The sequence below is a fragment of the Lunatibacter salilacus genome, assembly GCF_009797935.1.
GTDB lineage: Bacteria > Bacteroidota > Bacteroidia > Cytophagales > Cyclobacteriaceae > Lunatibacter > Lunatibacter salilacus.
Genome location: NZ_VOLC01000018.1, coordinates 64,380 through 77,926 on the forward strand (window position 1 = coordinate 64,380; position 13,547 = coordinate 77,926).

Below are 13,547 nucleotides of genomic sequence, written 5' to 3' on the forward strand. Positions count from 1 at the left end.
CGGTTTACCTACGATTGAATACATGAAGATTTCTATACAGCGACTCAAAGATTATATCCCATTTGACCAGACATCCGAGGAAATTGCCTCCATGCTGACCGCTTCCGGATTGGAAGTGGAAGGCATTGAAGGTTTTGAATCCGTCAAAGGGAGCCTGGAAGGAGTGGTCATCGGAGAAGTCCTGACCTGTGAGTCCCACCCCAACGCAGACAAACTCCGACTAACCACCGTCGACATAGGTACGGGCGTAGTGCCTATCGTATGTGGTGCTCCCAATGTGGCGGCAGGCCAAAAAGTAGCGGTAGCCACTGTCAACACAACCCTATATACAGCTTCCGGGGAAAGCCTTCAAATCAAAAAGTCTAAGATCCGGGGCGAGGTTTCCGAGGGCATGATTTGTGCCGAGGACGAATTGGGAGTAGGAGATAGCCATGAAGGTATTATGGTCTTGGATACCGATTTGTCCAATGGCACACCCGCAAACCAGTTGGTTCCCATTTTCAAAACGGATGTCCTTGAAATAGGCCTTACTCCAAACCGGGCCGACGCGGCTTCACATCTGGGCGTAGCGAGAGATCTAAGAGCTTTGTTGAAAAAGGATTTTAGCCTGCCCTCTGTAGAGGAATTTAATGTGGATTCTGCTGAGAACATAATCGACGTGCAAGTGGAGAGCGCGGTTGATTGTCCCCGATATGCGGGTTTAACGATAAGCGGCATCCAAGTAGGTCAATCTCCTGAGTGGCTGCAAAACTATCTCAAAGCCCTAGATTTGGAGCCAATCAACTGCATCGTGGATGTAACCAATTATATCCTTCACGACCTGGGGCAGCCGCTTCATGCCTTTGATGCCGACAAGATTTCAGGAGGTAAACTAATTGTCAAAAAACTCCCCAAGGAAACCAAATTCGTCACGCTGGACGGAAAGGAGCGGAAACTTTCCGGCGAGGAACTGATGATCTGTGATGAGCAGGGAGGTCTATGTATTGGAGGAGTTCTGGGAGGATTGGAATCCGGGATCAGTGATTCCACCACGTCCATTTTTCTTGAAAGTGCCTGCTTTTCTCCCGATGTAATACGGAAAGGAGCCCAGTTTCATGGAATCAAAACAGATGCATCCTTTCGTTTTGAGCGGGGGACAGATCCCAACATGCCTGTGTATGCGCTAAAACGCGCAGCGATGTTGATCAAGGAAATTGCCGGAGGGCAACTCTCTTCCCCGATTACCGACCTCTATCCCGTACCGGTTGAAGACTTCAAAGTTCCGGTCAAGTACAAACATATCGATCGGTTGATCGGGAAGCATATACCGGCTGATGAAATAAAGGAGATATTGGAGTCGCTTGAAATTCGAGTAGAAGACGAGGATTCGGTAGGATTTACAGCCGTTGTCAAACCATACCGCGTTGATGTGACCCGGGAGGCGGATATTATCGAAGAAATACTAAGAATCTATGGATTCGAATCCATTCCTTTACAGGAGAACTACCAATCAGATTTTCTCGCCTCACATCCTGAAAAGGATGCCAATAAGCTGCAGTATCGGGTTACCGAACTCTTGGCGGCCCAAGGATTTCACGAGATATTGACCAATTCCCTGACCAAAGCTGCCTATACGGAAAAATCAGGCTATTTGGATACTTCTCAAGATGTGGTAATAATTAACAAACTCAGTGAAGACCTCGGTGTGTTAAGACAGACCTTGCTTTTCTCCGGATTGGAAGTGCTTTCCCATAATATCAACCGGCGGCAAAAGGACCTCAAATGCTTTGAGTTTGGTTCCGTATATCAAAAATCGGAATCTGAATACCGGGAAGAGAAGCATTTATCCATATATATGACAGGAAATGTCACTTCGGAAAGCTGGTTGGCACCCGCTACGAAAGTCCAGTTCCCAAATTTGCATGCGGTAGTGGAAACGCTGTTTCTAAAACTTAACTTGGGTCAACCCGCTGTGAAAATGGTGGAGCAGGCCCCTTTTGAATATGGGCTTGAGCTATTTATCCGTGATTCCTTTGTTGGTACACTCGGATTGCTGCAATCCCCAATCACCCGGCTGGCAGAAGTAAAGCAGGACGTGTTTTTCGCTTCGCTTAATTGGGGATTAATGCTGGAACTGGCATCAGGGATTCAGCGGTTCACCGAAATCTCGAAATTTCCTGAAGTCCGGAGGGATTTGTCTTTGGTAATTGACAGGGAAGTTTCTTTTGACTCCCTTCAAGAGCTATCACATCAGATAGGGGGGCCGTTGTTAAAAAGGATCGGCGTATTTGACGTTTACAAGGGAGATAAAATAGATGCTTCCAAGAAAGCCTATGCCTTGAGTTTTTTCCTTCAGGACAATACCAAGACACTTACGGATAAAGTTATTGATAAAACAATGAACCGACTCATGCTGGCTTTTGAAAAGGAAGTAGGGGCTTTGATCAGAAAATAAGATGGTTTACGAGGAACTTCAGCGGTTGGAAAAAATAACCGAGCATATTATCCGAAAGGTGAAAATGCTCGAACGGGAGAATGAGGGGCTAAAAAACGAGCTGAAAGCCTGTCAATTCGAACTAAAAGAGAAAGACGAAGCACTGGAGCATTTTAAAAATCAAATTAAAATTAGTAAAATTGTAAAGAACATACCGGTAGAGAACAAAGATTCTGCTGAACTGAGAGAAAGAATTGACAATTATATAAATGAGATTGATAAAATAATTACCCACTTGTCCGAATAATATGGAAACTCTTTCGATACGACTTAAAATAGGAGATAGGGAATATCCTATGAAAGTGAAGGTCCAAGATGAAGCCAAGATCAGACGGGCGGGTAAATTGATCAATGAAAAACTAAAAAGGTATCGAGAAGAGTTTGGCTTGGACGATAAACAGGATTTACTGGCCATGGTGGCCTTCGACAGTATGATGGAAGCGTTGGAACTTAATGAAACCAGCGCCGAAGGCAGCGAGAAAGTGAAGACGACAATCCAGGAGATTAATGCCCAATTGACATCTATTTTATAGACTTTATATAATATTCAGCAATAACCTTTCAGCGACAGAATTTTTTTCTCCGGTGATATAACTAAATTAATATCTATGGAGATTTCAATAATATACCTAATAGCAGCCGGCGCGGTCGGTATCCTGCTAGGAGCCCTTCTTGCGGGCTTGCTAATTAAAAATAATAGCAAAACTATCGAAGCTGAGGCCAGGGAAAAGGCCAAGAGTATCCTTAGGGAAGCGGAAATTACGGCAGAAGGGGCGAAAAAAGACAGAATTCTTGAAGCCAAAGAGAAATACCTCCGGTTAAAGGCAGAATTCGAAGAAGACGTAAATAAAAAGAAAAACCTGTTACTCACCAATGAGAACAAACTGAAGCAGCGTGAGCAAGTCCTTTCAAAGGAAATGGAGCAGATCAAGCGCAAAGAAGCCGAATTGGACAGTAAAAAGGAAAACCTCAGTGCCCAGTTGCATTCTGTTCAGGTGAAAAAGGAGGAGTTGGATAGGGTGACGAATCAGCGTATAACGGATCTGGAAAAAGTGGCCTTACTCACCAAGGAAGAGGCACGTGAGCAGCTTATAGAGATGTTGAAAGACGAAGCAACTACAAGGGCTTCATCCCACATCAAGGATATCCTGGATCAGGCAAAACTTACCGCTACCAAGCAGGCTAAGAAAATTGTGTTGGATACCATTCAGCGTACCGCTACCGAACATGCCATCGAAAACTGCGTTTCCGTGTTCAATATTGAAAGTGACGACGTAAAAGGGAAAATTATCGGCCGGGAAGGAAGAAATATCAGGGCGCTGGAAGCAGCTACAGGTGTGGAAATCGTGGTAGATGATACCCCTGAAGCAATCATCATTTCTGGATTTGACCCTGTCCGAAGAGAGGTCGCCAGACTGTCCCTTCACAGACTGGTACAGGACGGAAGGATCCATCCGGCGCGTATAGAAGAAGTAGTCGCAAAAACCGAAAAGAACATCGACGAGGAAATCATTGAAATTGGTGAAAGAACTTGTATTGAACTGGGCATTCACGGATTGCATCCGGAACTGATCAAGATGGTCGGAAGGCTACGGTTTAGATCTTCCTACGGACAAAACTTGCTGCAGCACTCTAGGGAAGTAGCCAAGCTTTGCGCAACCATGGCTGCGGAAATGGGAATCAATGCCAAAATGGCGAAAAGAGCCGGTCTTTTGCATGATATCGGAAAGGTATATCCGGAAGAAGCGGAACTTCCTCACGCCATCCTAGGTATGGAATTGGCCAAAAAATACAAGGAGCATCCGGAAGTGATCAACGCCATCGGTGCCCACCACGATGAAATCGAAATGACCTCCATGCTTTCGCCAATCGTCCAGGCCTGTGATGCCATTTCAGGGTCCAGACCAGGTGCAAGAAGGGAAATTATGGACAGCTATATCAAGCGTCTGAAAGATCTTGAAACGCTTGCTTTAAGCTTTGACGGAGTGAATAAGTGCTTTGCCATGCAGGCTGGCCGTGAGTTACGTGTCCTAGTCGACGCTGATAACGTGGATGATGCTACGGCCGGTAAACTTTCCTTTGATATCTCCCAGCGTATAGAGAAGGAAATGCAATATCCCGGACAAATTAAAATCACTGTCATCCGTGAGATGCGGGCTGTTAATTACGCCAAATAATTCACTCACAAAAAAAACATTGAAGGGTATGGAGAAATCCATGCCCTTTTTTTGTTTCTTCAATTACACGAGTCTTTGTTGGAAAAGGTATAATGGTTATTGGTAAAAACGCAGGCACGGCAACGCAAATTAGAATGTTTTTCTCTTCATATATCACCACTATTCTCTAACCTTAATTAACTTCATACAGTTACCATAGACCCATAGACCTATAAACCATAAACTTATCAACCTATCAACCAAACAAAAAATGGAAAATCAATTGCTGAAATTTTTAAATGAGTTGGCTGAAAATAATTCCAAAGAATGGATGGATGCCAACCGGGATTGGTATTTGGAAGTAAAAGCCTATTTTTTAGAAGAGGTTGCCGAGATGTTAAAGGGACTTATTCCGATTGAGCCGGGACTTGAGGTTCTTCGTCCTAAAGATTGCGTCTTTCGCCAAAATAGGGATGTGCGTTTCAGCCCGGATAAAAGGCCTTATAAAACAAACTTTGCGGGCTATTTTTCTATAGGTGGGAAAAAATCCCCCGGGCCGGGTTACTACCTGCATGTGCAACCGGGAGAAAGTTTTCTCGCCGGTGGAATTTGGATGCCGCCTGCAGATGTAATCAAGAAAATCCGTATGGAAATTGATTATAGTGGGGAGGAGTTGGAGCAATTGTTCCAAGAGCCAACCTTTAAAAAGACTTTTGGTGAAATGGAAGGAGAGCAGCTAAAAACAAGTCCCAGGGATTATGAACCGGACCATCCCTACATACACTATTTACGCTACAAAAGCTTTATCGTCTCCCGACCGATTGCTGATAAAGCAATCCAAGACAGTTCCTACAAGCAGGATGCATTAACTTCCTTTGCCATTATGAAACCCTTTCATGACTTTCTCGCCAGAGCCTTGGAGGATGTGGAAGATGGAGGCCGATTATTATAATAAATACTTTTCGATGGCGATAGCAACGCCGTCTTCAGTGTTTTTAGCGGTGATCTCATTAGCAACAGCCTTTACCTCATCCCTAGCGTTTTCCACGGCTACACCCATCCCCACGCCGGCGAGGAGATCTATATCGTTGTAATTATCGCCGAAGGCCATCACTTCTGCCATGGAAATGTCAAAATAGGTGCTTAACACTAGCTCCAATCCTGATGCCTTGGAAATTGCCTTTGGGGCAATTTCTATATAGGTGTCTTTGGAGCGGTAAAGATGCAGGTTGTTTCCCAGTTCTTTCTGAAGAGAGGTAAAAAGTTGGTCAATTTCCTCTGCATCACCCATGCACATCACCTTATGCGCTCCGGCAGCCTCATTTTCCCATTTTTCGATTACTTGGGCATGTGAGCTGATGACTGACTGCACCTTGGTTGCCAGCTCTTCTTTTCGTGTCCATTTATCCATATGAGGTGCATACCATTCATCGGCATGGTAGAGGCTGATGTGAATGGAAGTTCCGAGGGCCATTTCCAGAATTTTTGTACAATCTTTTAAGGATATGTATACAGAGTCTACAGGCTGATGAATTGTTTCACTTGTGTCCATACCCAAAACATACCCTCCGTTGTAACAAATCAACGGATTGGATGTCCGGTTGATCTCTTGGAGTAAATGAGTCATCGCCGACGGCATGCGCGAGGAGGCAAGAATGATGGGGAAATCCGAAGGGAGGCGGCTGAATGCAGTTTTTGTTCTAGCTGATATTTGTCGGGTGCTGTCCAGAAGTGTACCGTCGATATCAGTGCAAATGGCTCGGATTTTCATGGCTTCAAAGTCTTTTAATTTCAAATACGCAGCAAAGGTACCCATATCCCGGTTAAAAACTTCACCGATCCGGGGAATGGTATCTCAATTAACCTTCAATCACCTGAGCCTTCAGGAGTGGGACTATTCTTTTTATCAGGCAATCTTCCTGCTTTTTTTAAGGCATCATGAATCAACCACTCCAGCTGTCCGTTGGTGCTCCTGAATTCATCCGCGGCCCACTTCTCCACGGCTTTCATCAGTTTTTCATCTATACGTAGTGCAAATGGCTTCTTTTGTGGCATTTCATCTGTTTATTTTTTCTTTTTTACTGGTCAGATGCCTGCTTGTCGGCAGACAGGGAATCTCGCATGTAGGATAGTCATCCCTTTTTGTGACGGTTACACCATACTCGTTTTCATCTAATTTTCACTTTCCCATTCAGCCACCATCGACCTTATCTCTTCGGGTTTCAGTGTGCTGAGTTCAAACTGCTTATTTTTCAGCGTTACCAATACGGAATACTTGTTGTTAAAGGCATAGACCCAATGATCAATTCTATAACGGATTCCCATTCCTCCCAACCGCCATTGGGGGCCTATTTTCTTTACTTCCATGGAGACAATTTCCTCCCTGGGAAATTTTCTCCAACTGCTGATAATAGGTAGGCATCTGTACTGCAATCCGTATCGGTCTATCCTTGTTTCCAGTTCAAGATTCCAAAATAGCCATATCACGATTCCAATTAAACCTATAGAAATTAAAACCCCAATATATCCATCTTCGCCAATCTCTCCTGAAATCCCCCAAACTGTCAGGAGAATTGCCATTGGTACCTGGATAAATACCAGCAGGTACATGACCCATGAGCTTCTGAAATTTTGTGTCTCCTTGACGACCATTTGGTTACTGGTGAAGTGTACCTACATTCACAATAGGACTTGCGGATTTGTCAGAGCACAAGACCACCATCAGGTTGCTTACCATGGCTGCTTTTTTCTCATCCTCGAAATCAATAATCCCCTTGATCTTTAAATCTTCCAAAGCCATTTCCACCATACCCACGGCACCGTCCACGATTTTTCGCCTGGCCGCCACTATGGCTGTTGCCTGTTGTCTTTGAAGCATCGCCGAGGCGATTTCTGAGGAATAAGCCAAGTGGGAAATTCTAGCTTCTATCACTTTGATTCCGGCATGTTGCAGCCTGTCTGCGATTTCTGCTTCCAAAGAGTGGTTGACTTCTTCCAACCCGGAGCGTAGGGTTATTTCGGCATTTTCTGCCTCAAAATCATCATAGGGATAATTTCCAGCCATTTTTCGTACAGCCGCATCTGTTTGCAGGTGAATGAAGTTTTCATAATCTTCCACATCAAATGTGGCTTTGAAGGTATCTTCTACCTGCCAAACAACGATCGTACCAACCATAACTGGGTTTCCGATTTTGTCGTTAACCTTCAGTGGCTTGTTTTCAAAATTCCGTACCCGCATGGAGATTTTCTGTTTGGTTATAAAGGGAATTACCCAAAAAAAGCCGTTTGCTTTTACCGTTCCTTGGTAGGCACCGAATAAAATTAACACCATCGCTTTATTTGGCTGTAAAGTAAAGAATCCCGGACCGATAAAAGCGGATAGAATTCCGCAGACAATTCCGAGAGCGGGTATTCGAAGAACAAATGAAACAATGGTTCCTGCAAGAAATAAAATGGCAACCATTACCATGGTATAGCCTGATTGGGGTTTGACGATTTTTTCCATAGTTAATATATATTAAAGTGATATCAAAATGATATACGAATGAATTGCTTTTTTGTTGAAAAAACAAGCATTATTTTAAATATTTTTTTATGCAAGAATCTGGAAGATAAATCGATAGGTGGAATAGGAATAAATTATTACAGTAACTAAAGTCAGTAAATTCGTTTCTTGTCTATAGAAATAAAAATATTTTATCACGTAAAAAGATTAAAAAATTTAACAGTAAGCTATTTAATATGGTTAAGTAATGAATAAATAAAAATTGGGAAAAGAGTGTTTTTGCTTTTAAAGTTGATAATCACTATCTTAACTTTTCGTCCAAAATAATAAACATATGAAATCGAGCCTGCCTACCGGACAGGCAGGCATGACGTGATCGTCACTCATTGGGATGATTATAGTAGTTAGATTCCCTGCCTGACGGTAGGCAGGTTCCGAATAAATTCGTGACAGGCTATCCCGACTTTCAGTACGGGCAAGTTATGACCTTTGAAAAATAAATTATAAACCTATGAAAATAAATGTAAATGGAAAGGAGCTGACCATAGATGTCACGGCAAATCCCAGCCTTCTGGAGGCCTTGCGGGAGCAACTTGATCTGACAGGGACCAAATATGGCTGTGGGGAAGGGGCCTGTGGCGCATGTAAGGTCCTGGTCAATGGAACTCCTTTACCTGCCTGTATTACCCCCGCAGTTACGGTGCAGGGGAAAAAAGTGATCACCATCGAAGGGTTGGAAACTAACGGAGAACTGCATCCTGTACAACAGGCGTTTTTAGAGGTGGATGCATTCCAATGTGCCTATTGCGCACCTGGAATGATTATCAATGCGGTGGCTCTGTTGGAGAAAAACTCCAATCCAACCAAACAGGAGATTGTGGATGCCATGAATGGCAATATCTGTAGATGCTGTACTTATCCGCAAATCGTGGAAGCCATTTATCAAGCCGGAAAACAACTCGCATGAAATCGAGCACAACGAGAACCTTACACGCAGGGATGATTATGGTTGCGAGATTCTCCCGAATAATTCGGGACAGGCTATGAGGCCAAAGAAAAACAAATATAAACGAATGAAAAAGTCAATGAATTCCCAAATGGACCTCTACCCGGAGCAGTATGAGCTTCATCAGCAGGATTTAATCCGTGGACCCATTTCCCGAAGGAAATTCTTCAAACGAATGGGACTGGGGATCGCCTCCTTTGTCGTGGTGTCGGATGTGGTGTCCGCCGAAATCCTGAACCAGTTGGATCCCTCGCTCGCTGAAGACGCGATAGCATCTTGGATACATATTGACGAATCAGGAAAAATCACTGTATTTACAGGTAAGGTGGAAGTGGGACAAAATATCCGGACTTCTCTGGCCCAAGTCGTGGCGGAAGAGCTTTTTGTAGAGGTAGAAGATATTCACCTTATCATGGGAGATACAGACCTTACTCCGTACGATAGGGGGACCTACGGTAGCCTGACTACGCCTCAGATGGCACCTATATTGCGAAAGGCGGCAGCATCCGTGCGTGAATTGCTTAAAGAGACCGCAGCCAAAGAATGGTCCGTTGGCAAAAGCGGACTTCAGATGGAAAAGGGTATAGTTATTCATCCAAGTAACGGCAAACGCCTAAGCTATTCCCAGCTTTCCCAAGGCAAGAAACTTTTTCAGCAGGTGGATAGCGAAGTAGCCGTGGTGCCTGTGTCTTCATGGAAAGTGGCAGGTACATCGGTTCCCAAGATAGAAGGGAAGTCATTTATTACAGGGAGGCACAAATACGTTTCGGATATGGCCTTGCCTGGAATGGTTTATGGCAAAATTCTACGTGCCCCCGCTAACGGGGCCAAGCTGAAAAACTTGGATACCTCACGGGCGGAATCCATGGAAGGTGTAACTGTGGTCAGAAACGGAGACTTTGTAGGGGTGACCGCTCCTGATTCTCCCACCGCCAATATGGCTTTGGCTATGTTAGAAGCCACTTGGGATCGGACGCCCCAGCCCTCCCGAAAAGACCTATTCGGCCATTTAAAAAAAACAGCCAGAAATCAACCCGAATCAAAATCAGAGCTAACTGACGCCTTAAGCCAGGCCTCATTCAAGCTAAATCAAACATTTACAATTGACTATATCGCTCATGTGCCCTTAGAGCCAAGAGCCGGTGTGGCCGAATGGAAAGGGGATAAACTTACCGTATGGACAGGAACCCAACGTCCCTTTGGAGTCCAGGAGGAATTACAAAGAGCATTTGACATTCCTAAAGAAAACGTCCGGGTAATCATGCCAGATACCGGCTCCGGTTATGGTGGTAAACACACTGGAGAAGCAGGCATTGAAGCCGCCAAACTAGCTAAGGCTACTGGCAAGCCGGTAAAAGTAACCTGGACAAGGGAAGAAGAGTTTAAATGGGCCTACTTGAGACCGGCAGGGGTGATCGATGTCAGAAGTGGAATGGATTCCTCGGGAAAAGTCACGGCTTGGGAATTTCATAACTATAACTCTGGCAATGCCGGCATACAGGCACCCTATACCATTGCAGCCAAACACGATCAGTTCTTGGCTGCGGATACCCCTCTCAGGCAGGGGTCTTACAGGGCTTTGGCATCCACTGCAAATATATTTGCCATAGAATCCCAGTTTAACGATCTGGCGGCGGAAATTGGATCTGATCCCCTGGGATTTCGGTTAAAACACCTGCAGGATGAGCGCTTAACTAATGCCTTGACAGCTTGTGCCGATAAATTTGGCTGGGATAAGTCCCGGAAAAAGGACCATGGATTTGGCATTGCCTGTGGCGCTGTCAAGGGTGGTTTTGTTGCTACCTGTGCGGAGGTGAGTGTGCATCCGGAAACCGGAGAAGTGAAAGTGATACGTTTGGTCACTTCCTTTGAATGCGGTGCGATCATAAATCCCCGACACTTGGAAAGCCAAGTAGTTGGGTGCGTGCTTCAAGGCCTTGGTGGAGCACTTTTCGAGGCGATAGATTTTAAAGAAGGAGAAGTATTAAATGCGTCAATTTCTGGATACCGGGTACCACGATTTGCGGATATTCCGGCCATTGAGGTGGTTCTGCTTGACAGAAAGGATTTACCTCCGGCAGGTGCAGGTGAGGCGCCTATAGTCGCTGTCGCTCCGGCTATCCGAAATGCGATATTCGAAGTAACGGGTAAAAAGCTCAACCACCTTCCCATGATCCCAAGCGGTAGCATCACTGTATAATTAGACTTACAAACAGATACTATCCGTAAAATGATGACGGTATGGAGGAGTAGCTCTAAAATAAGGTGTTTGAAGTAAAATAATGGAAGTATCATGACGAAAACAAAAGCAAACCCAACCCTGAAAGCTAAAAGTGGGATTTCGAAGTCTGCGGTGACTAATTTGAGTCGAAGGACATTTTTCAAACGAATGGGTGTAGGTGTAGCTTCTTGCGTGATGCTATCCGATATAGTGATGGGGGAGATGCTAGCTGCGGATGCGGCGGATAGCTTGGCCGCTTGGATTCACGTCAGTGATACAGGAAGGATAACCGTTTTTTCGGGAAAGGCGGAAGTTGGTCAGAATATTCGTACATCCCTCACACAAGTGTTGGCTGAGGAGCTGTTTGTTTCGGTAGATGACATTGACTTAATTTTGAGCGACACCATGCGTACCCCATACGACCGTGGCACAACCGGAAGTCGAACTACACCACAAATGGTTCCTCTGCTGAGGCGAGCAGCAGCGACTGTTCGGGAGATCTTATTGGAGACTGCAGCGGAATCTTGGAACTTGGAAAAACAGTCCTTGGACTTGGAAAGGGGAACCATCGCCCACCCTTCAAACGGCAAGAAATTGAGTTATGCGGACTTGGTGTCCGGAAAGAAGTTGCTCCGGGATGTAGATTCTTCCGCCCCATTGGTTCCTGTGGAACAGTGGAGAATTGCCGGAACATCAGTTCCAAAGATAAACGGAAGGGATTTCATTACGGGTCGGCATAAATATGCTTCTGACATGACGCTTCCCGGAATGGTATATGGAAAGATATTAAGGAGCCCCGCCGTAGGTGCTGAATTGATTGAAATTGATACCTCTGAGGCGGAACGTATGCCTGGCGTTCAGGTAGTGAAAGACGGATCATTTATAGGGGTAACGGCGAGGGACTCATCCACTGCCCAAGTCGCTCTCGCACTGATCCAGGCAAAGTGGAGACATTCCGAGCAGCCATCCCGCAGTAATTTATTCGAGCATCTGGTAAGCAAATCCAAAAATTCCCCTTCCCCTAAAAACGGTGTTGAAAAAGCATTTACCCAGTCTTCCATTCAACTGGAGCAGGAGTTCTTAATTGATTATATTGCCCATGTTCCGCTGGAACCCCGGGTAGGAATGGCGGAATGGAAAGGGGATAAACTTACTGTGTGGACAGGTACCCAAAAACCCTTTGGTGTACAGGAAGACTTGAGTAACGAATTTGGTATTTCCAAAGGCAATGTTCGGGTGATCATGCCGGATACGGGATCAGGATATGGGGGGAAGCATACCGCTGAAGCAGGCGTTGAAGCAGCCAGACTGGCCAAAGCAGTCGGAAAGCCAGTAAAGGTAAGCTGGACGCGTGAGGAAGAATTCAAATGGGCTTATCTGCGTCCCTCGGGAGTAATACGGGTAAAATGTGCAGGAACTGATTCTGGAGGCTTGTCTTCTTGGGAAATTTACAATTTTAATTCCGGGGGATCTGGAATTGAGTCTCCGTATGAGGTCGATACAAAACACCACCAATATATTTCCTCAGATCCTCCCTTGCGTCAAGGTTCTTATAGAGCTTTAGCATCTACGGCCAATACCTTTGCCATGGAAAGCCAAATGAGCGACATGGCGGATTTGTTAAGTATGGATAGCTTGGATTTCAGATTGAAATATCTCAAAAATGAACGCCTAAGCAATGTGTTGGTAGCCGCAACAGAGAAATTTGGATGGAAGCGCAGCAAAGCCCCCGGGTCCGGATATGGGTTGGGATGTGGGACCGTAAAAGGAGGATTTGTGGCATCCTGTGCCGAAGTAGAGGTAGATGTCGCTACCGGAGAGGTTTCCATCACACGCATAGTTACTGCATTCGAATGTGGTGCGATCATTAATCCCAGGCATCTGGAAAGCCAAATCACCGGTTGTGTGTTACAGGGGTTGGGTGGAGCCTTATTTGAAGCAATTGAATTTGAGCAGGGAGTTGTTACAAATGCATCTTTATCCAGCTATAGAGTACCACGGTTTAAAGATGTCCCTGTAATAGAAACGGTATTGGTCAACCGACCTGATCTCCCTTCTGCCGGGTCCGGCGAAACGCCGATCATAGGGGTGGCACCTGCCATTCGAAACGCTATTGCCGATGCTTGCGGTGTGAAAATCAATCGACTCCCAATGTTACCGGATGGCCGTCTTCCAAGAGTTTGATT

12 protein-coding genes are annotated in these 13,547 nt (G+C 45.2%); 8 read left to right on the forward strand and 4 right to left on the reverse strand.

The window, feature by feature from the left end:
• Window positions 1-22 precede the first annotated feature (22 nt).
• The 5 genes from pheT to FQ608_RS21000 all read left to right on the forward strand — a co-directional run bounded on the left by pheT (window position 23) and on the right by FQ608_RS21000 (window position 5,581).
• Window positions 23-2,434, forward strand: coding sequence for a phenylalanine--tRNA ligase subunit beta (gene pheT, locus FQ608_RS20980; protein ID WP_158860452.1), 2,412 nt, complete (start codon window positions 23-25; stop codon window positions 2,432-2,434).
• Window position 2,435: 1 nt separating this feature from the next.
• On the forward strand, window positions 2,436-2,720 hold the full coding sequence (locus tag FQ608_RS20985) for a hypothetical protein (RefSeq protein WP_158860453.1): 285 nt from the start codon (window positions 2,436-2,438) through the stop codon (window positions 2,718-2,720).
• A gap of 1 nt (window position 2,721) precedes the next feature.
• Window positions 2,722-3,006 carry a cell division protein ZapA gene (locus tag FQ608_RS20990; RefSeq protein ID WP_158860454.1) on the forward strand — a complete coding sequence of 95 codons (285 nt, stop codon included), beginning with the start codon at window positions 2,722-2,724 and terminating at the stop codon, window positions 3,004-3,006.
• A gap of 75 nt (window positions 3,007-3,081) precedes the next feature.
• A complete protein-coding gene (rny, locus tag FQ608_RS20995; RefSeq protein ID WP_158860455.1) occupies window positions 3,082-4,650 on the forward strand; it encodes a ribonuclease Y in 1,569 nt (522 codons plus the stop codon).
• Between the two features lie 250 nt (window positions 4,651-4,900).
• On the forward strand, window positions 4,901-5,581 hold the full coding sequence (locus FQ608_RS21000; RefSeq protein ID WP_158860456.1) for a DUF2461 domain-containing protein: 681 nt from the start codon (window positions 4,901-4,903) through the stop codon (window positions 5,579-5,581).
• Here the strand turns inward: FQ608_RS21000 and FQ608_RS21005 are convergent.
• The 4 genes from FQ608_RS21005 to FQ608_RS21020 form a co-directional block, all read right to left on the reverse strand.
• On the reverse strand, window positions 5,576-6,445 hold the full coding sequence (locus tag FQ608_RS21005) for a Cof-type HAD-IIB family hydrolase (protein WP_234364312.1): 870 nt from the start codon (window positions 6,443-6,445) through the stop codon (window positions 5,576-5,578). The two genes, FQ608_RS21000 and FQ608_RS21005, sit on opposite strands and share 6 nt — an antisense overlap.
• Window positions 6,446-6,495: 50 nt before the next feature.
• Window positions 6,496-6,684, reverse strand: coding sequence for an Arc family DNA binding domain-containing protein (locus FQ608_RS21010; protein WP_158860457.1), 189 nt, complete (start codon window positions 6,682-6,684; stop codon window positions 6,496-6,498).
• Between the two features lie 117 nt (window positions 6,685-6,801).
• Entirely contained in the window at window positions 6,802-7,281 is a 480-nt protein-coding gene (locus tag FQ608_RS21015; protein ID WP_158860458.1) for a hypothetical protein, read from the reverse strand.
• Between the two features lie 4 nt (window positions 7,282-7,285).
• Complete coding sequence (locus FQ608_RS21020) at window positions 7,286-8,134, reverse strand: SPFH domain-containing protein (RefSeq protein ID WP_158860459.1); 849 nt, start codon at window positions 8,132-8,134, stop codon at window positions 7,286-7,288.
• A gap of 511 nt (window positions 8,135-8,645) precedes the next feature.
• Here FQ608_RS21020 and FQ608_RS21025 point away from each other — a divergent pair.
• The 3 genes from FQ608_RS21025 to FQ608_RS21035 all read left to right on the forward strand — a co-directional run bounded on the left by FQ608_RS21025 (window position 8,646) and on the right by FQ608_RS21035 (window position 13,545).
• On the forward strand, window positions 8,646-9,101 hold the full coding sequence (locus FQ608_RS21025) for a (2Fe-2S)-binding protein (protein WP_158860460.1): 456 nt from the start codon (window positions 8,646-8,648) through the stop codon (window positions 9,099-9,101).
• A complete protein-coding gene (locus FQ608_RS21030) occupies window positions 9,025-11,340 on the forward strand; it encodes a xanthine dehydrogenase family protein molybdopterin-binding subunit (protein WP_234364313.1) in 2,316 nt (771 codons plus the stop codon). The genes FQ608_RS21025 and FQ608_RS21030 overlap by 77 nt, the downstream gene beginning before the upstream one ends.
• 93 nt (window positions 11,341-11,433) lie before the next feature.
• Window positions 11,434-13,545 (forward strand): xanthine dehydrogenase family protein molybdopterin-binding subunit, encoded by a 2,112-nt coding sequence (locus tag FQ608_RS21035; RefSeq protein WP_158860461.1) that lies wholly within the window; start codon window positions 11,434-11,436, stop codon window positions 13,543-13,545.
• The last annotated feature ends 2 nt before the right edge of the window (window positions 13,546-13,547 follow it).

Excerpts from the sequence above, each read along its gene's own strand:
- pheT (WP_158860452.1), top strand. The coding sequence starts at position 23 with ATGAAGATTTCTATACAGCGACTCAAAGATTATATCCCATTTGACCAG.
- FQ608_RS20985 (WP_158860453.1), top strand. The coding sequence starts at position 2,436 with ATGGTTTACGAGGAACTTCAGCGGTTGGAAAAAATAACCGAGCATATT.
- FQ608_RS20990 (WP_158860454.1), top strand. The coding sequence starts at position 2,722 with ATGGAAACTCTTTCGATACGACTTAAAATAGGAGATAGGGAATATCCT.
- rny (WP_158860455.1), top strand. The coding sequence starts at position 3,082 with ATGGAGATTTCAATAATATACCTAATAGCAGCCGGCGCGGTCGGTATC.
- FQ608_RS21000 (WP_158860456.1), top strand. The coding sequence starts at position 4,901 with ATGGAAAATCAATTGCTGAAATTTTTAAATGAGTTGGCTGAAAATAAT.
- FQ608_RS21005 (WP_234364312.1), bottom strand. The coding sequence starts at position 6,445 with ATGGGTACCTTTGCTGCGTATTTGAAATTAAAAGACTTTGAAGCCATG.
- FQ608_RS21010 (WP_158860457.1), bottom strand. The coding sequence starts at position 6,684 with ATGCCACAAAAGAAGCCATTTGCACTACGTATAGATGAAAAACTGATG.
- FQ608_RS21015 (WP_158860458.1), bottom strand. The coding sequence starts at position 7,281 with ATGGTCGTCAAGGAGACACAAAATTTCAGAAGCTCATGGGTCATGTAC.
- FQ608_RS21020 (WP_158860459.1), bottom strand. The coding sequence starts at position 8,134 with ATGGAAAAAATCGTCAAACCCCAATCAGGCTATACCATGGTAATGGTT.
- FQ608_RS21025 (WP_158860460.1), top strand. The coding sequence starts at position 8,646 with ATGAAAATAAATGTAAATGGAAAGGAGCTGACCATAGATGTCACGGCA.
- FQ608_RS21030 (WP_234364313.1), top strand. The coding sequence starts at position 9,025 with ATGGCAATATCTGTAGATGCTGTACTTATCCGCAAATCGTGGAAGCCA.
- FQ608_RS21035 (WP_158860461.1), top strand. The coding sequence starts at position 11,434 with ATGACGAAAACAAAAGCAAACCCAACCCTGAAAGCTAAAAGTGGGATT.